The 16,038-nt window shown below is 72.0% G+C and carries 15 protein-coding genes; 10 read left to right on the forward strand and 5 right to left on the reverse strand.

From position 1 onward, the window contains the following. Positions 1–27 precede the first annotated feature (27 nt). Both OG507_RS23525 and OG507_RS23530 read right to left on the reverse strand, forming a co-directional pair. On the reverse strand, positions 28–1,350 hold the full coding sequence (locus OG507_RS23525) for a zf-HC2 domain-containing protein (protein WP_327369170.1): 1,323 nt from the start codon (positions 1,348–1,350) through the stop codon (positions 28–30). Continuing rightward, a complete protein-coding gene (locus OG507_RS23530) occupies positions 1,347–1,916 on the reverse strand; it encodes an RNA polymerase sigma factor (protein ID WP_327369171.1) in 570 nt (189 codons plus the stop codon). The genes OG507_RS23525 and OG507_RS23530 overlap by 4 nt, the downstream gene beginning before the upstream one ends. A gap of 210 nt (positions 1,917–2,126) precedes the next feature. Here OG507_RS23530 and OG507_RS23535 point away from each other — a divergent pair, with 210 nt between their 5' ends. Both OG507_RS23535 and OG507_RS23540 read left to right on the forward strand, forming a co-directional pair. Continuing rightward, positions 2,127–2,501 (forward strand): STAS domain-containing protein, encoded by a 375-nt coding sequence (locus OG507_RS23535; RefSeq protein ID WP_327369172.1) that lies wholly within the window; start codon positions 2,127–2,129, stop codon positions 2,499–2,501. Between the two features lie 79 nt (positions 2,502–2,580). Beyond that, on the forward strand, positions 2,581–3,102 hold the full coding sequence (locus tag OG507_RS23540; protein WP_327369173.1) for an EF-hand domain-containing protein: 522 nt from the start codon (positions 2,581–2,583) through the stop codon (positions 3,100–3,102). 60 nt (positions 3,103–3,162) lie between these two features. On the opposite strand, the gene OG507_RS23545 is transcribed toward OG507_RS23540, so the two are convergent. Beyond that, positions 3,163–4,752, reverse strand: coding sequence for a class I adenylate-forming enzyme family protein (locus OG507_RS23545; protein ID WP_327369174.1), 1,590 nt, complete (start codon positions 4,750–4,752; stop codon positions 3,163–3,165). Positions 4,753–4,903: 151 nt separating this feature from the next. Between OG507_RS23545 and OG507_RS23550 the strand changes: the two genes are divergently transcribed. The 4 genes from OG507_RS23550 (at position 4,904) to OG507_RS23565 (ending at position 9,247) form a co-directional block, all read left to right on the forward strand. Next, positions 4,904–6,097: an amidohydrolase family protein gene (locus tag OG507_RS23550; protein ID WP_327369175.1), complete on the forward strand. Its 1,194-nt coding sequence runs from the start codon at positions 4,904–4,906 to the stop codon at positions 6,095–6,097. A 7-nt stretch (positions 6,098–6,104) separates the two neighbouring features. Further along, positions 6,105–7,259, forward strand: coding sequence for an acyl-CoA dehydrogenase (locus tag OG507_RS23555; protein WP_327369176.1), 1,155 nt, complete (start codon positions 6,105–6,107; stop codon positions 7,257–7,259). A 7-nt stretch (positions 7,260–7,266) separates the two neighbouring features. Beyond that, a complete protein-coding gene (locus OG507_RS23560; RefSeq protein ID WP_327369177.1) occupies positions 7,267–8,220 on the forward strand; it encodes an acyl-CoA dehydrogenase family protein in 954 nt (317 codons plus the stop codon). A gap of 517 nt (positions 8,221–8,737) precedes the next feature. Further along, positions 8,738–9,247, forward strand: a complete 510-nt coding sequence (locus OG507_RS23565; RefSeq protein ID WP_327369178.1) for an ATP-binding protein — start codon at positions 8,738–8,740, stop codon at positions 9,245–9,247. Between the two features lie 68 nt (positions 9,248–9,315). Here OG507_RS23565 and OG507_RS23570 read toward each other — a convergent pair whose 3' ends face one another. Continuing rightward, positions 9,316–10,242, reverse strand: a complete 927-nt coding sequence (locus OG507_RS23570) for a cyclase family protein (RefSeq protein WP_327369179.1) — start codon at positions 10,240–10,242, stop codon at positions 9,316–9,318. 83 nt (positions 10,243–10,325) lie between these two features. Between OG507_RS23570 and OG507_RS23575 the strand changes: the two genes are divergently transcribed. The 3 genes from OG507_RS23575 to OG507_RS23585 all read left to right on the forward strand — a co-directional run bounded on the left by OG507_RS23575 (position 10,326) and on the right by OG507_RS23585 (position 13,523). Further along, positions 10,326–11,240 (forward strand): SDR family oxidoreductase, encoded by a 915-nt coding sequence (locus tag OG507_RS23575; protein ID WP_327369180.1) that lies wholly within the window; start codon positions 10,326–10,328, stop codon positions 11,238–11,240. Between the two features lie 82 nt (positions 11,241–11,322). After that, entirely contained in the window at positions 11,323–12,477 is a 1,155-nt protein-coding gene (locus OG507_RS23580; protein WP_327369181.1) for an acyl-CoA dehydrogenase family protein, read from the forward strand. Further along, positions 12,474–13,523 (forward strand): Zn-dependent alcohol dehydrogenase, encoded by a 1,050-nt coding sequence (locus OG507_RS23585; protein WP_327369182.1) that lies wholly within the window; start codon positions 12,474–12,476, stop codon positions 13,521–13,523. Before OG507_RS23580 ends, OG507_RS23585 begins: the two co-directional genes overlap by 4 nt. Positions 13,524–13,582: 59 nt before the next feature. On the opposite strand, the gene OG507_RS23590 is transcribed toward OG507_RS23585, so the two are convergent. After that, positions 13,583–14,566, reverse strand: a complete 984-nt coding sequence (locus OG507_RS23590) for a GlxA family transcriptional regulator (RefSeq protein WP_327369183.1) — start codon at positions 14,564–14,566, stop codon at positions 13,583–13,585. 82 nt (positions 14,567–14,648) lie between these two features. On the opposite strand from OG507_RS23590, the gene OG507_RS23595 reads away from it, so the two are divergent. Next, entirely contained in the window at positions 14,649–15,893 is a 1,245-nt protein-coding gene (locus OG507_RS23595; RefSeq protein ID WP_327369184.1) for an MFS transporter, read from the forward strand. Positions 15,894–16,038 lie beyond the last annotated feature (145 nt).

Here is a 16,038-nt window from a genome sequence, read left to right on the forward strand (position 1 = left end):
CCGGAGCCCGGAAGCCGGACCCCGCCGCTACAGCCGGCTCAGCGACGCCGCCGCGGACAGCACGTCACGGATCGCCTCGCGGTCGCCCTCCTGACCGGCCGCGGCCTCCACCGGCGGCACGTGCCCGGCCACCAGCCGGCAGAACTCGACGCCGTCCAGCGCGACCTGCGCCACCGCGTGCGCGGGCGAGCCGACCGCGGCCGGGGAGTCCAGCGGGATGTACCAGTCGCCGCCGCCCGAGCCCTCGATCTCCAGATGCAGCGAACGGCCCGGTGAACCGGCCGTCACCAGATGGTGGGCGGGCCCGGCCAGCCCCGACCTGCGGCGCTCGGCGAGAGCTGCGGGCAGGAGCCGGGCCGCCAGGTCGATCATCCGGTTGAGATGGGCGGGCGACGGCGCCTCGTACGGATAGTCCACCGCGTCCGCGATGTCGCCGCCGTGCACCCAGGTCTCGAAGGCCCGGTCCAGCAGCGAGTCATGCATCGGCAGGGCGAAGTCCCCGTACGAGACGGAGAGTTCGGCGACCCTGCGGCCTGCGAAGGACACCGTGCGGATGAGGGTGTGGCTCTGCTCGCGCCATGGCTCGCGGATCGCACGGGTGGGCGGACGCCGGGCGGCCGACCAGTACCTCTCCGTGCGCGCGGCGGGCGAGAGCGGCCAGTCGGCGCCCCGGCCGGTGACGCCGTCGCCGAGCGGTACGTCGATGCCGAGGGCGGTGCCCACCAGGCCGTCGACGGCCATGAGATGACCGATGACGCCCGCGACCGTCGTCTTGCGGTTGACCCCCTGCTCGCCCTCGAACCACTTCAGCCGCACCGGGGCGTGCCACTCCGAGCCGCCGATGTCACGCAGCAGCGCATCGAGCCGAGCGGTCTCCGCGTCGTACGGGGCGGCCCAGTCCGGTACCGGGATGTCGGCCGGGCGGCGGCTCAGACAGGCGTCGATCACCCGGGAGCGCAGCGACGGATCGAGATCCAGGCTGCGGTCGGTCTGCAGCAGGCCGACCGCGTCGCGCAGCCGCAGGGCCTCCTCCGCACACGCGGCGCACTCGGTCAGGTGCGCCTCGACAGCCTCGGTCTCCTCCGCCGAGCAGGCGGCCAGGGCCCAGGCACCGAGGAGGGCCTTGAGGACGCGATGGGGCAGCACCGGGGCCGGTGCGGTGGGCGGGTCCGGTGGTGCCACGGCGGATTCCGGTTCGGTCGTCGTCGGTCGCGGGGCCGCGGGCAGGGGCAGGGCACCGAGGTCGAAGTCGTCCGCGGCGGCCCGGGGTCCGGGTATGCGCGGCGCGCCCCGCACATCGTCCTCTCGGCCGTCGTCCTCTCGGCCGTTCGCGTCGTCGTCACCGCTCACTGCGGCCGTCCGTATCCGGGCGGCGAGGACCCCTCCAGCGGGCGGGTGTGCGCGGTGGACAGCAGTTGCAGCCCGAGCCGCAACCGGCGGCGGGCCTCGTCCTCCGTGACCCCGAGGTCGGCCGCCGTCTGGCGGTAGTCCCTGCGCTGGATGTACGCGAGCTCCAGCGCGTCCCGCAGCGGGGCGGGCATGGACGCCACGATGTAGTCGGCGCGTGCCGCGGCCGTGGCCCGGCGCACCCGCTCCTCCAGCTCGGCGGCCCCGGTCCCCTCGCCCGTACCGTCGTCCTCGCGCAGCCGCCGCACGGACTGGCGGTGCGTGAGCCGGGCCACCCAGGACCGCATCGAGCCCTGCTTGGGGTCGTACGCGTCCGGGTTCTCCCACACGTGGGCGAAGACCTCGCGGGTCACCAGGTCGGCGGCAGTCTCGTCGTCGAGCATCCGGTGGGCCTGGCTGTGCACGAGCGAGGCGAACCGGTCGTAGAGCTCGCCGAGAGCGGCCGCCTCACCGCGCGCCAGCCGCTGCTGCATCTTGCGGTCCCAGCGGGGTGGTGCGTTCTTCGCCATGCGACCCCCAGCCCTGTTCACCTCGTCACATCGAATGTAGTCGGCGCCACCGATGATGCACGACCTTTGCGGCAAGTACGCCCCTGATGAGGCCCGGGATGATAGGGAATGCGCCACCCGGGTGTTTCATGGGTCCGTGGCGGGGGCAGCCGCGAGAAGGAACGGAAACTTCCGGATCGTCGGAATCCCCGGAACGAAAGGCCCAGGCGCGTGACACTCAACGTGGCCGAGACCGTGCAGGGCGACTGGACCGTGCTGCGCATACGTGGCGAACTGGATCTGATGACGTCGCCGGCCGTGCGCCAGTCCGTCCATGACGCGGTCGCCGTCGGCCGCCACGACGTCGTGCTCGATCTCTCCGAGGTTCTTTTCTGCGACTCCAGCGGCGTCGGCGTACTGGTCGCGGCCCGCCGTCTGATGCGCTCCTGCGGGGGCCGGCTGCGGCTGATCCTGCCCGCCCGCGGCGCGGAGGAGGGCTCCCACGTCAACCGGGTGCTCGCCGCCCTGGGCGTACGCCGTCTCTTCGACGTCTACCCCGACCGGTACGCGGCCGTCGACGACGAGGCCCGCCCGCTCTCGGCTTGAAGCCGTCCATGACCAGGTTGTAACACCGGTGGCGCGCGTAAGTGACACGTGACGCCTGTCGGCGTCGTACGCTCCCCGCATGGACAGCGCAGAGTATGAGCGCAAGATCGCCTTCCGCTTCGCCGCCTTCGACCAGGACGGCAACGGATACATCGATCGCGCGGATTTCAGTGCCGCCGCGGCCCGTCTGCTCGCCGAATTCGGTACGACGGCCCGCTGCGACAAGGGCCAGGCGCTCTACACCGGGGCCGAGGCATTCTGGCAGGGCATGGCGGGCATCGCCGACGTCGACGGGGACCAGCGCGTCACCCGTGAGGAGTTCGTGGGCGGGGCCGTGAAACGGCTGCGCGACAACCCGGAGCGCTTCGCGGAGATCGCCCGCCCGTTCCTGCGCGCCGCGATCGCCGTGGCCGACAAGGACAACGAGGGCGCCGCCTCCGTACCCGCTGTGGAACGGGCGCTGAAGGTGCTGGGCGCGAACCCGGAGACGGCAGCCCTGGCGGCGCAGAACCTGGACGCGAACGGGGACGGCAGGGTGGCCGAGGCCGAGGCGGTGACGGCGTTCGCCGCCTACTTCACGGTGATCGCACCGGACGCGTAGCGCCGGGTCCGTCCGGCGGCCGTTTCGCCCTCGATCGCCGGTCGGGCTCAAAAGACACCCTCAGTCGCCGGACGGACCGGGTGGTGCCGGCCGGCCGGGGGTGGAGAACCGCTCCCGCAGCCGGTATTTCAGCACCTTGCGCAGCGCCTCGTTGCGCGGCAGCTCCGTCACCACCTCCAACTGCTCCGGCAGCTTGTGCACGGACAGCCCCTCGGCCCGCAGATACCCGGTGATCTCATCCAGCGTCGGAACAGCCGCCCCCGCCGGCTGTTCCACGACCGCGCAGACGCGCTCGCCGCGCTCCGGGTCCGGAAGCCCGATCACCGCGACGTCCCCGACGTCCGGGTGCCGGTGCAGCAGATCCTCTATCTCCTTGGCGGAGATGTTCTCGCCCTTGCGGATGATGACGTCCTTCAGCCGCCCGGTGAGCACCAGATGCCCGCTCGCCCCGACATGGCCGACGTCGCCGGTGATCAGGAACCCCTCTGCGTCGAAGACCGCCGCCGACGCCGCCGGGTCCAGATAACCCTTGCAGACGGCCTCCCCGCGGAGCCGTACCTCGCCGTCCGTGCCGTACGGCAGTGGTTTGCCGTCCTCGTCGGTGATCCGTATCTCCATGCCATCGGGCGGGCGCCCCTCCGTCCCGGCGAGGTGTTCCGCGGTGTCGTCGGGGGCGCCCATCGTGATCATGGGGACCTCGGTCATGCCGTAGCCGTGGGTGAGCTGGACGCCCATCTCCCGTACCACCGCGTGGTAGAGCTCCGCGGGCTTGGGCGCCCCGCCCCCCGCCAGCAGCCGCAGCGTGGGAACCACCTTGGCCGCCGGGTCCTTGCGCTGCTCGGCCAGGAACATCGAGTAGAACGCCGTGGACCCGCCCGCGACCGTCACCCCGTGGCGCCGGTAGCCCTCCAGCGCGTCCGGCATCGCGAAGTGCTCGAACAGGACGGCCGGGAACCCGTACAGCAGCAGCATCACCGCGTAGTCCACCCCGCCGACATGGGCGAACGGGAACGCCACCGAACCGATGTCGTCCGCCGACAGACGCAGCGCGTGGGCCAGACAGGAGCCCCCCGCGATCAGGCTGCGGTCGGTGTGCAGGACCCCTTTCGGGTCGGAGGTGGTGCCCGAGGTCCAGTAGATCCAGCGCACCGCGGTCCCGTCGGCGGGCGGCGGCGGCAGCACGGACGGATCGCCGTCAGGCAGCGACGCGTACGCCTCGAAGACCACCAGCGCACGCCCCGCCCCCGCCTCAGTCGCCAGCCGGTGCGCCATCGCCGTGTGGTCGAAGCCGCGCCAGACGCCGGGTACGGCGAAGAACCCGGCCTTCGACTCGCGCAGCGCGAACCCCACCTCACGGTCCCGGTAGAACGGGATGACGGGCGACTGAACGGCCCCGATCCGGGTCAGCGCGAACGACAGCAGCACCGTTTCCAGCCGGGTCGGCAGCTGCCAGGCGACCACGCTGCCGGGGCGCACGCCCATCTCCCACAGCCCGGCCGCGACCCGCTCGCAGCGGCCGCGCAGCTCGCCGAACGTGAGCGTGCGGTCGTCCTGGATCAGGACGGGGCGGTCCGGTGTCAGGGCGGCCCGGCGGCCGATGAGCTCCCAGAAGGTGCCCGATGCGCCCAGCGCGTGTGCGGTCTCGTTCACGGCGAACCCCTCACAGCTGACGGGTAGTCAGATCGTGCGGAGAGCGTAGAGCGCCGCGCCTTGTCGGTCCAGGGGCGCGGGGCTAGCCTGAATGCCGGAACTGAATCTGACGAACCATCAGATGCGTGCTGTGTGCGCCGAAGGGGACACCATGACGGAACTGCCTCGGATCGTCAGCGTCGACGACCATGTGATCGAGCCGCCGCACCTCTTCTCGGCCTGGCTGCCCGCCAAGTACCGCGAGCGCGGCCCGCAGTCGCTCACCGCCGGCATCGGCGAGCTGGCGTACACGGGCGGCAGGTACGTCATCACGATGGACCCGGACGGGCCGCCCACCGACTGGTGGATCTACGAGGACCTGAAGTTCCCGTACAAGCGGAACATCGCCGCCGTCGGCTTCGACCGCGACGACATGACGCTGGAGGGGATCACCCGGGCCGAGATGCGCCGGGGCTGCTGGGATCCGGTCGAGCGCCTCAAGGACATGGACCTCAACCACGTCGAGGCGAGCCTCTGCTTCCCCACCTTCCCGCGCTTTTGCGGCCAGACCTTCGCCGAGGCCAGGGACAAGGAGGTCGCGCTCGCCTGTGTGCGCGCCTACAACGACTGGATGGTGGAGGAGTGGTGCGGCGACAGCGGCGGCCGGCTCATCCCGCTCTGCCTCATCCCGCTCTGGGACATCGACCTGGCGGTCGCCGAGATCGAGCGGAACGCCGCGCGCGGGGTGCGGGCGGTCACCTTCTCCGAGATCCCCACCCACCTCGGCCTGCCCTCGATCCACACCGGCTACTGGGACCCGTTCTTCGCGGCCTGCCAGGAGACCGGCACGGTCGTCAACATGCACATCGGCTCGTCCTCGCAGATGCCCGCCGCGTCCCCGGACGCCCCGCCCGCCGTACAGGCCTCGCTCTCCTTCAACAACGCCATGGCCTCGATGATGGACTTCCTCTTCAGCGGCGTCCTGGTGAGGTTCCCCCGGCTGAAGCTCGCCTACAGCGAGGGCCAGATGGGCTGGATCCCGTACGCCCTGGAGCGCGCCGACGACGTCTGGGAGGAGCACCGGGCATGGGGCGGGGTGCGCGATCTGATCCCCGAGCCGCCGTCCTCGTACTACTACCGGCAGATGTTCTGCTGCTTCTTCCGCGACAAGCACGGGGTCGCATCGCTCGACGTCGTCGGGCGGGACAACGCCACCTTCGAGACCGACTACCCGCACGTCGACTCGACCTTCCCGCACACGAAGGAAGTCGCCCTCGACCACGTCAAGGGGCTGGACGAGGAGACCGTCTACAAACTGATGCGCGGAAACGCGATCCGGATGCTCGGCCTGGACCTCGACAGGTAGGCGCGCGATGGACCTCGCGTACACGGAGGCCGAGGAGGAGTTCCGGGCAGGGCTGCGCGAGTGGCTGGCCGCCGTGCTGCCCTCGCTGCCCGCGAAACCGGGCCCCGACGACTGGCCGGGGCGCCGCGCGTACGACACCACCTGGCAGCGGATGCTGTACGACGCGGGCTACGCGGGCCTGCACTGGCCCGTCGACGCGGGCGGGCGGGGTGCCACCCCGAGCCAGCATCTGATCTTCCTGGAGGAGACGGAGAAGGCCGGAGCCCCGTACGTCGGCGCGAACTTCGTCGGGCTGCTGCATGCCGGGCCGACGATCGCGGCCGAGGGCAGCGCCGGGCAGCGGGCGCGCTGGCTGCCGCCGGTGCTGCGCGGCGACGAGATCTGGTGCCAGGGCTTCAGCGAGCCGGAAGCGGGCTCCGACCTCGCCTCGCTGCGGACCCGGGCGGTGCGCGACGGCGACCACTACGTGGTGAGCGGGCAGAAGATCTGGACCTCGCACGCGGAGGTCGCCGACTGGTGCGAACTGCTGGTGCGTACGGACCCGGGCGCTCCCAGGCACCGCGGAATCAGCTGGCTGGCGATGGAGATGGACGCCCCGGGCGTCACCGTCCGACCGCTGCGCACCCTCGCGGGGTCCACCGAGTTCGCCGAGATGTTCCTCGACGAGGTGCGGGTGCCGGTCTCCCACCGCGTCGGCGCGGAGAACGACGGCTGGCGCGTCACCATGGTCACCCTCTCCTTCGAGCGCGGCACGGCGTTCGTCGGCGAGGTCGTCGCCTGCCGCCGCACCCTGGCCGCCCTGGCCGCCGGGGCGCGGGCGAACGGCCGCTGGGACGACCCGGTCCTGCGCCGCAGGCTCGGCAGGCTGAACGCCGAATTCCGGGCGCTGTGGCGGCTCACCCAGTGGAACGTCAGCGAGGCGCAGCGCAGCGGCGGCGTCCCCGGCGCCGGAGGCTCGGTCTTCAAGCTGCGCTACTCGCACGCACGCCAGGAGCTGTACGAGGCGGCCGCCGAGGTGCTCGGCGCGGACAGCGGGGACCTGGACCGGGAGTGGGTCCTGGACCGGCTCTCCTCGCTCTCCTACACCATCGCCGCGGGCACCTCGCAGATCCAGCGGAACATCGTCGCCGAGCGGATCCTCGGCCTGCCGAAGGGGCGCTGACACGGCCATGGACTTCCAGCTCTCGGACGACCAGCGGGCCCTGCGGGCAGGGGCGCGGGAACTCCTCGCCGGGCGCTTCGGCAGGGACCGGATGCGGGCGGCCCTCGACAGCGGGACGGGTCTCGACCGGGCCCTGTGGCGGGAACTCGGCGAGGCCGGGTTCTTCGCGCTGCGGCTGCCGGAGGCGCAGGGCGGTGTCGGACTCGGGCTGCCCGAGGCCGTCCTCCTCTTCGAGGAGGCGGGGCGCTCGCTGCTGCCCGGACCGCTGATCGCCACCCACCTCGCCGCCGGTGCGGTGAAGGGGGCGGCCGAGGGCGGGGCGGTGGTCGCCGCGCTGGACGCGGGACAGCCGGTGGGGCACCTGGGCGACGCGGACGGCCTGCTGCTGCTCGGACCGGGGCAGGCGCGGGCGGTGACCGCCGGGCAGATGCTGCGCGATGCCGTACGGGATTGCGCGGAGCCCGTACGGTCGCTCGACCCGCTCACGCCCCTGTGGCGGGTCACGGGCCCCTTCGGGCCCGGGGAGCCCCTGCCCGGCGGCGGGGCGAGGCTGCGTGACGAGGGCGCCCTGCTCGCCGCCGCCGAACAGCTCGGCAGCGCCGCCCGTACGACCGAGATGGCCGTCCAACACGCCGGTGAACGTGAACAGTTCGGTTCGCCGATCGGCTCCTTCCAGGCGGTCAAACACCTGTGCGCCGGAATGCTGGTCCGGGCCGAGCTGGCCCGCAGCGCCGTCTACGCGGCGGCCGTGACCGCGGACCGGGCCGAGATCGCGGGAGCCAAGCTGCTCGCCGACGACGCGGCGGTCCGCAATGCGCGCGACTGCCTCCAGGTGCACGGCGGTATGGGCTTCACCTGGGAGGCAGACGTTCATCTGCACCTCAAGCGGGCGTGGCTGCGGTCCGGGCAGTGGCTGACCGCGGCGGCGGCCGAGGAGGCGCTCGCGGCCGACCTGTGCTGATTGCGCGCGGATCCGGTGGAGACTCCGGACGCCCGCCCGCAGGCGGATGCCGGGTGCACGCATGTGACAGGCGGCCCGCTGGGCCTCACGCTGCGGAGTTACGCAGTGCAGTCGGAGGGGTCCGATGCCGTCTTGTGTCCTTTGCGTGATTCGTCACGGGGTGGAGTCGGCGCCGGGCTCGGGTACGCTCCGTTGGATGCGAGAGGTTCTGGAATCGGACGATCCGGATGTGGCCCGTGCGGCGACTCCGGTCCGGACGAGGTGCCCTGCTCGTGATCCACGCAGAAGCGCCGGGCCTGCCCGGGAGATGATTCCCGCGGCCTCGATGCGCCTCTGTTCGACTCCCCGCAGCGTGCGTCGCACAGTATGCACCACGCGTACTCCTTCGCGCTGGAATATGCCCGAAGCGCTTGTTGCGGTGACTGTACGTCAACCATGCTGTCTCGTAAGGGAATCACGTTCCGTGACCCTGAGGAGGCGCGAGGCGATGTGTCCGCCGGTTCGGATGGTGTGAGCGGTGCAGGTGCTTCAGGTTCAGCTGGAGGTCGGGCCGGATCCCGCAGAGGTCGGGAGGGCCCGCAGGTGGGCGCGATCGAGACTGGTCGGGTCCGGGATAAGAGACGACGAGCCGCTGGCCGAGACGCTCATCCTGCTGATCTCGGAGCTGGTCACCAACGCGGTGGTCCACACCGGGTGCCCGGCCGTGCTGCGCATGCTGTTCGGCGCGACGGGAGCGGCCGGTGCGGCCGGGACCGTGCGGGTCGAGGTGGCCGACGCCAGCGGTCGCCCGCCGCAGCAGCGCCACGCGCAGGGTGAGGACACCGGCGGCCGGGGCCTGGAGCTGGTGGACGGCCTCGCGGACCGCTGGGGCTGGCAGCCGGAGGGGGCGGGGAAGCGCATCTGGTGCGAGGTCGACCGCGGTGTCCCGCTGATCCAGGTGGTGCCGGTGCACCCGGGCGTACCGGGTGCGGCCGATCCGTCCCGCGAGGCGTACGGCTCGTCGCACACCCTTGCGAATCCCGCCTAAAGGTTAAAGCAGTCGGTCCGGGGCGCGGTCCGGCGCCGGTCTGAGTCCCTTCACCGCCCCGAGCCCTTTCAGAGGACGGCGACCGGTGCGACCGGAGTGCCGGTCGCACCGGTGAACGGTTCGGGCATCGCGGAGAGCAGGAAGCCGTACCGCTTCTCTTGCGCACAGGCTGTGGACAACTTCTCCAGGTTCCAGTTCTGGCCCTGCAGCATGCCCATCTCCACCAGGTCGAGCGCATGCACCCCCAGCCACAGGTCCTCGATCTCGGGCGGGAAGATCTCGAAGGTCAGGGTGTCGTTGGCGACCGCCGCCACATCGCGCGCGCGGAACCACTCGGGCGTCCGGATCGAGAGACCGGGCGACGGATAGGCGTACGCGTGCTTGTCGCCCGCCAGAAGGACCTGCACCTGCCCCGTCCGTACGAGCGCGATGTCCCCGGCCCGGACCCGGACCCCCGCCAGCTCCTCGGCCGCGTCCAGGTCCTCGGGGGTGACGGCGTGATCGCCCGGCAGCCGGTCCACGCCGTGTGCGCGGGCCACATCGAGCAGCACCCCGCGCGAGACGATGTGCGGCGCCTTGTCGATCCCGCTGTACTGCGCGCCGCCGTGCGCAGTGATGGTGCCGGCCGGGCGGCCGTTGTAGATCTTCCCCGAGTGCGAGGCGTGGGTGAGGGCGTCCCAGTGGGTGGCCGTCTGCAGGCTCAGCATGGCCGTGTCGTCGCTGGTGGCGACGGTGCCGGGGCCGAAGAGCTCCTGGTTGATCTGGACCATGGTGTGCAGCGGATTGATTCGCCCGGGGATCAGCCCGCTCTGGACGCCGTCCTGCTGGAGGGGGAGTGCGAGCGGTATGCGCAGCCCGGTGCGGACGGTGGCGGCCGCGTCCCGTACGACCGCGTCGGTGATCAGGTTGAGCGTGCCGATCTCGTCGTCGGCGCCCCAGCGTCCCCAGTTGTTGACCCGCTTGGCGATGTCGTGGAACTCGGACGGCAGTGACATGGGACCTCCCGGGGCTTGTGCTCGCGGAGCTGATGGCCCATAAAATCTAACGGTCCGTCAGAAACCGCGGGAAGGGGCCGGGCATGGGGAACTTCTTGGCAGGCAAGGTGGTGGCCGTGACGGGTGCCGGGCGCGGCATCGGCAGGGCGGTCGCGCTCGCCGCGGCGGCGGAGGGCGCGAGAGTCGTCGTCAACGACTACGGCGTCTCCATCGAGGGCGGCGAGCCGAGCAGTGAGATAGCCGAGGCCGTCGTCAAGGAGATCGGGGCGGCGGGCGGCGAGGCGGTGGCCGTCGCCGACGACATATCCACGATGGCGGGCGGACAGCGGATCGTGGACACGGCGCTCGCGCGGTACGGGCGGATCGACGGAGTCGTGTGCGTGGCCGGGATCCTGCGCGAGCGGATGCTGTTCAACATGTCCGAGCAGGAGTGGGATCCGGTGGTCGCCACCCACCTCAAGGGCACGTTCACGGTGTTCCGGGCCGCGTCGGCGGTGATGCGGAAGCAGGAGGGCGGCGGCACGCTGATCGGCTTCACCAGCGGCAACCACCAGGGCAGCGTCGCCCAGGCCAACTACAGCGCCGCGAAGGGCGGAATCATCTCCCTGGTACGGAGCGCGGCGCTCGGCCTGCACAAGTACGGCGTCACGGCGAACGCCGTCGCCCCGGTCGCCCGCACCCGGATGTCCGCCAAGGTGCCCATGGAACTCAAGGAGATCGGCGAGCCGGAGGACGTGGCGTCGCTCGTCGTCTACCTGCTCAGCGAACGGGCCCGCAAGGAAAGGATCACCGGCCAGGTGTACACGATCGCGGGCCCGAAGATCGCGGTCTGGGCCCAGCCGAGGGAGTTGCGGGCGGGGTACGCGGAGGGGGCCTGGACGCCGGAGCGGATCGCGGACTTCCTGCCGGGGACGGTGGGCACGGACCCGATGCCGATGCTGGCGCGGCTGGAGGAGATGGCGGCGGCGGCCGCGGCGAGGGCGCGGCCCAACGCGTGACGTCCCACCGGGGCTCCGCCCCGCACCCCGCTCCTCGAACGCCGGAGGGGCTGGAATTTCCACCCGACCCCAAGGAGGGGACGTGGACTTCGCGTTCGACGCAGCGGACGACGCCTTCCGCCAGGAGGCCCGGTCCTGGCTGGAGGCCCGCCTCACGCAGCCCTGCGCCACCGAGGGCGGCCGCGCGTGGGAGCGCGAACTCGGCCGTGGTGGCTGGATCGGTCTCGGCTGGCAGAACCACGGCGCCGGCCACGGCAACCGGCACGCGAGCCTCACCCAACAGGTCGTCTGGGCCGAGGAGTACGCCCGCGCCGAAGCCCCCGCCCGCGTCGGCCACATCGGCGAGAACCTCCTCGCCCCGACCCTGATCGCCTACGGCACACCGGCGCAGCAGCAGCGCTTCCTGCCCCCCGTCGCACGCGGCGAAGAGCTGTGGTGCCAGGGATACAGCGAGCCGGGCGCCGGATCGGACCTCGCCGCGGTGCGGACGGCCGCCGTACCCGACAGGGACAGCGGCGGTCACCGCGTCACCGGCCAGAAGATCTGGACATCGCTCGCGAGGGACGCCGACTGGTGCTTCGTGCTCGCGCGCACGGAGCCCGGCTCCAGCCGCCACCACGGCCTGTCGTTCCTGCTGGTGGCGATGGACCAGCCGGGCAGGATCGAGGTGCGCCCGATCCGGCAGATGTCGGGGACCAGCGAGTTCAACGAGGTCTTCTTCGACGGGGCGCACGCGGCGCAGTGCGTCGGCGGCGAGGGCAACGGCTGGGCGGTCGCCATGGGCCTGCTCGCCCTGGAGCGCGGCGTCTCCACGCTCGTCCAGCAGATCGGGTTCGCCGCCGAACTCGACCGGGTGGTCCGGGCGGCCGTCGACGGCGGAGCCGTCACCGACCCGGTGCTGCGCGCACGCCTCGTACGGCAGTGGGCGGAGCTGCAGACCATGCGCTGGAACGCCCTGCGCACCCTGGGCTCCACGGGCGATCCGGGCGCACCCAGCGTGGCGAAGCTGCTCTGGGGCGGCTGGCACAAGCGCCTCGGCGAGCTGGCGGTGGAGATCAGGGGCGCGGCGGGCGCCGTCGGCCCGGACGAGTGGTCGGCGCGGACACCGTACGGACTCGACGAGGCACAGCGCCTGTTCCTGTTCAGCCGGTCCGACACCATCTACGGCGGCTCGGACGAGATCCAGCGGAACATCATCGCCGAGCGGGTGCTCGGCCTACCGAGGGAGCCGAGATGAGAGGCGTCGTCTTCGACGGCAAGCGGACCGAGGTCGTCGACGATCTGGAGATACGCGATCCGGGCCCCGGCGAGGTGCTGGTGGCGGTGGCCGCGGCCGGGCTGTGCCACAGCGATCTGTCGGTGATCGACGGGACGATTCCGTTTCCGTCGCCGGTGGTGCTCGGGCACGAGGGCGCGGGCGTGGTGGAGGCGGTCGGCGCAGGCGTCGGCCATGTGACGCCCGGCGACCACGTGTCGCTGTCGACGCTGGCGAACTGCGGGGCGTGCGCCCAGTGCGACCGGGGCAGGCCGACGATGTGCCGCAGGACGATCGGGATGCCGGGTCAGCCGTTCTCGCTGCGCGGCAGGCCGCTGTACCAGTTCGCCTCCAACTCGGCCTTCGCCGAGAGGACCCTGGTCAAGGCAGTGCAGGCGGTGAAGATCCCCGCAGACCTGCCGCTCACCTCGGCGGCCCTGATCGGCTGCGGGGTGCTGACGGGAGTCGGAGCCGTACTGAACCGGGCGAAGGTCGACCGGGGCGACACGGTCGTGGTGATCGGCACGGGCGGCATCGGACTCAATGTGATCCAGGGCGCGCGGATCGCGGGCGCGCTGACGATCGTCGCGGTCGACGCCAACCCGGCGAAGGAGGCGGTGGCACGGCAGTTCGGCGCGACGCACTTCCTGCCGTCGGCGGACGGCGTGCGTGAGATCCTGCCGCACGGCGCCGATCACGCCTTCGAGTGCGTGGGGCGTACGGAACTGATCCGTACCGCGGTCGACCTGCTGGACCGGCACGGCCAGGCGGTCCTGCTCGGCGTCCCGGCGGCGACGGCGGAGGCGTCGTTCCTCGTCTCGTCGATGTTCCTGGACAAGTCGATCCTGGGCTGCCGGTACGGCTCCTCGCGCCCGCAGCGGGACATCGCGCTCTACGCGGCCCTGTACCGCGAGGGCAGGCTGCTCCTGGACGAACTCGTGACCGAGACCTACCCGGTGGAGGACTTCGCCAAGGCGGCGGACGACGCACACCACGGACGGGTGGCGCGGGGCGTACTGGTCTTCTGAGCGCGGGTCCTTCCGGTTTCAGGCCTTTGCGGCCCGGTCCTCAGGCCTTTGCGGGGTCCTCAGGCCTTTCCGGCGCGGAACGTACGCCGGTACACCGTGGGGGACACCCCCAGCGCCGCCTGCAGATGCTGCCGCAGGGACGTGGGCGTACCGAAGCCCGCGTCCCTCGCGACCTGGTCGATCGACAGGTCCGTCGACTCCAGCAGCTGCCGGGCCAGTTCGACCCGCTGCCGGGTCAGCCACTGGACGGGGCTGACGCCGACCTCCTCCCGGAAGCGGCGGGTGAACGTCCGTACGCTCATCGACTCCTGCTGCGCCATGTCGCGCAGCAGGATCGGGCGCTCCAGCCGGCCGAGCGCCCAGGCGCGCGCGGAGGTGGTGGTCGCGAACTGTGCCTCGGGCACGGGGCGCTGGATGTACTGCGCCTGCCCGCCGTCCCGGTGCGGGGGCACGACCGTGTGGCGGGCGACGTCATTGGCGACGGCGGCGCCGTGGTCGCGGCGCACGATGTGCAGGCAGAGGTCGATACCGGCGGCGACCCCGGCGGAGGTCAGGACGTCCCCGTCGTCGATGAACAGGACGTCCGCGTCGACCCGGACCTCGGGGAAGAGCTGCTGGAAGTGGTCGGCGTGCGACCAGTGGGTGGTGGCGGGGCGCCCGTCGAGATACCCGGCGGCGGCCAGGACGTAACTGCCCGTGCAGATGGCGACCATCCGGGTGCCGGGCCTGATGTGCGCGAACGCGGCGGCGAGCTCGTCGGTGAGCCTGCCCTCCGTGAAGACGGGGCCGAGTTCGTACGAAGCGGTGATCACGACCGTGTCGGCGGTGGCCAGTGTCTCGGGGCCGCGTTCGACGGCGATCGTGAAGTCCGCGTCGGTACGGACGGGGCCCGGCGGGCGTATGGAACAGGTCACGACTTCATAGAGTTTGCGGTCCTTGTCGTGCGGCCCGGAACCGAACGACCGGCCGAATATCCTTTGGGGGATGCCCAGTTCGAAGGGGAACAGCCCGTCGAGGGCCAGGACGACGATCCGGTGCGGCATTGGCGGACTCCCTTCACCTCTAGCTGGTATAGACCTCGAACTGATACATGTCACTTCCGTGAAGGAAAAGTCAGCAGAGCACGTGCGCATTCCCGCCGCGGACCGCGAGGGCGTCGCACCGCCCGGCGGCTGGCCGGCCGAACTCTGGAACCGTAACTTCCGGCTCTTCTTCGTCGCCCGTACCGCCGCGCTCTTCGGCGACGGCATGATCCCGGTTGCGCTCACCGCGGGCCTGCTGGGGGCGGGCCGGCCGCACTCGTCGGTGGGGTTCGCGCTGGCGGCCTGGATGGGCCCGCTGGCGGTCTTCGTGCTCTTCGGCGGCGTGCTGGCGGACCGGTTCACCCCGCGCCGGATGATGATCATCGCGGATGCGCTGCGGCTGGTCGGGGCCTCGGTGCTGGCGGTCTCCTTCGCCACCGGGAACCCGCCGCTGTGGGCGGTGTACGCGCTCAGCGCGGTGGCCGGTGTGGGCGCCGCGCTCTTCCAGCCGGGCGTCGCGTCGACCGTGCCCCGGGTCTCCTCGGACGTGCAGCGGGCCAACGCTGTGCTCCGGGTCTCCGAGGCGCTGATGACCATGGCGGGCCCGGCCTTCGCCGGGATACTGGTCGGGCTGGCGAGCGCCGGAGCGGTGTACGCGGCGAACGCGGCCACGTTCGCCGTCTCCGGCGTCTGCCTCTTCCTGCTGCGGCTCGCCCCGGCCCCCTCGGACACCGCGCCGCGCGGCACCTTCGCCGCCGAACTGGTCGACGGGTGGCGGGAGTTCAGGGCCCGCAGCTGGCTGTGGGGGGTGATCGCGGTCTGGACGGTGTACGGCTTCGCGGTGCTCGGCCCGATGCTGCCGCTCACCGCGGTCCAGGTCACCGAGGCGCACGGCTCGGGGACGTACGGCGTGATGATGGCGGTGAACGGCGCGGGCAGCGTCGTCGGCGGGCTGCTCGCCCTGCGCCTGAGACCGCGCCGCCCGCTCGCGGCGGGGGCCGTGGCGCTGACCGCGGTCTGTGTGAACCTGGTGGTGCTGGGCCTGGGGATGCCGGTGGCCGCGCTCGGGGCGGGGCAGTTCGTGGCGGGCGCGGCATTCGCGTTCTGGCTGGTGATGTGGTCGACGACGGTCCAGACACACGTCCCGCCGGAGGCGCTGAACCGTCTGCACGCCTACGACGTCGCGGGCTCCCTGCTGATGCTGGCGGCGGGCCGGGCCCTGGCGGGCCCGGCCGCGGACCGGCTGGGCGCGCCCGAGGTGCTGCTGGCCGGGGCGGTGATCAACATGGTGGTGGTGGCGGTACTGCTGGCGGCCCGTCCGATCCGGCGGCTGGAGAGGGCCGGGTGAGGTGGGCTGCCCCGGCTGCTTGTTCCGGGAGCGCTCCTCGGACGTACGCGCATATGCAGCCTGCCGGGCCGGAAGCCGACGATCTTCGTGGCCCGATTCCTGCGAAGGGTGACCCTCCGGCCACTCGTGATCGGATACGCCCGGC

The sequence above is a fragment of the Streptomyces sp. NBC_01217 genome (assembly GCF_035994185.1).
Classification (GTDB): domain Bacteria; phylum Actinomycetota; class Actinomycetes; order Streptomycetales; family Streptomycetaceae; genus Streptomyces.

Coding starts and splice junctions, on each gene's coding strand:
- OG507_RS23540 (WP_327369173.1), top strand. CDS start 2,581: ATGGACAGCGCAGAGTATGAGCGCAAGATCGCCTTCCGCTTCGCCGCC.
- OG507_RS23555 (WP_327369176.1), top strand. CDS start 6,105: ATGGACCTCGCGTACACGGAGGCCGAGGAGGAGTTCCGGGCAGGGCTG.
- OG507_RS23550 (WP_327369175.1), top strand. CDS start 4,904: ATGACGGAACTGCCTCGGATCGTCAGCGTCGACGACCATGTGATCGAG.
- OG507_RS23570 (WP_327369179.1), bottom strand. CDS start 10,242: ATGTCACTGCCGTCCGAGTTCCACGACATCGCCAAGCGGGTCAACAAC.
- OG507_RS23560 (WP_327369177.1), top strand. CDS start 7,267: ATGGACTTCCAGCTCTCGGACGACCAGCGGGCCCTGCGGGCAGGGGCG.
- OG507_RS23530 (WP_327369171.1), bottom strand. CDS start 1,916: ATGGCGAAGAACGCACCACCCCGCTGGGACCGCAAGATGCAGCAGCGG.
- OG507_RS23575 (WP_327369180.1), top strand. CDS start 10,326: ATGGGGAACTTCTTGGCAGGCAAGGTGGTGGCCGTGACGGGTGCCGGG.
- OG507_RS23590 (WP_327369183.1), bottom strand. CDS start 14,566: ATGCCGCACCGGATCGTCGTCCTGGCCCTCGACGGGCTGTTCCCCTTC.
- OG507_RS23585 (WP_327369182.1), top strand. CDS start 12,474: ATGAGAGGCGTCGTCTTCGACGGCAAGCGGACCGAGGTCGTCGACGAT.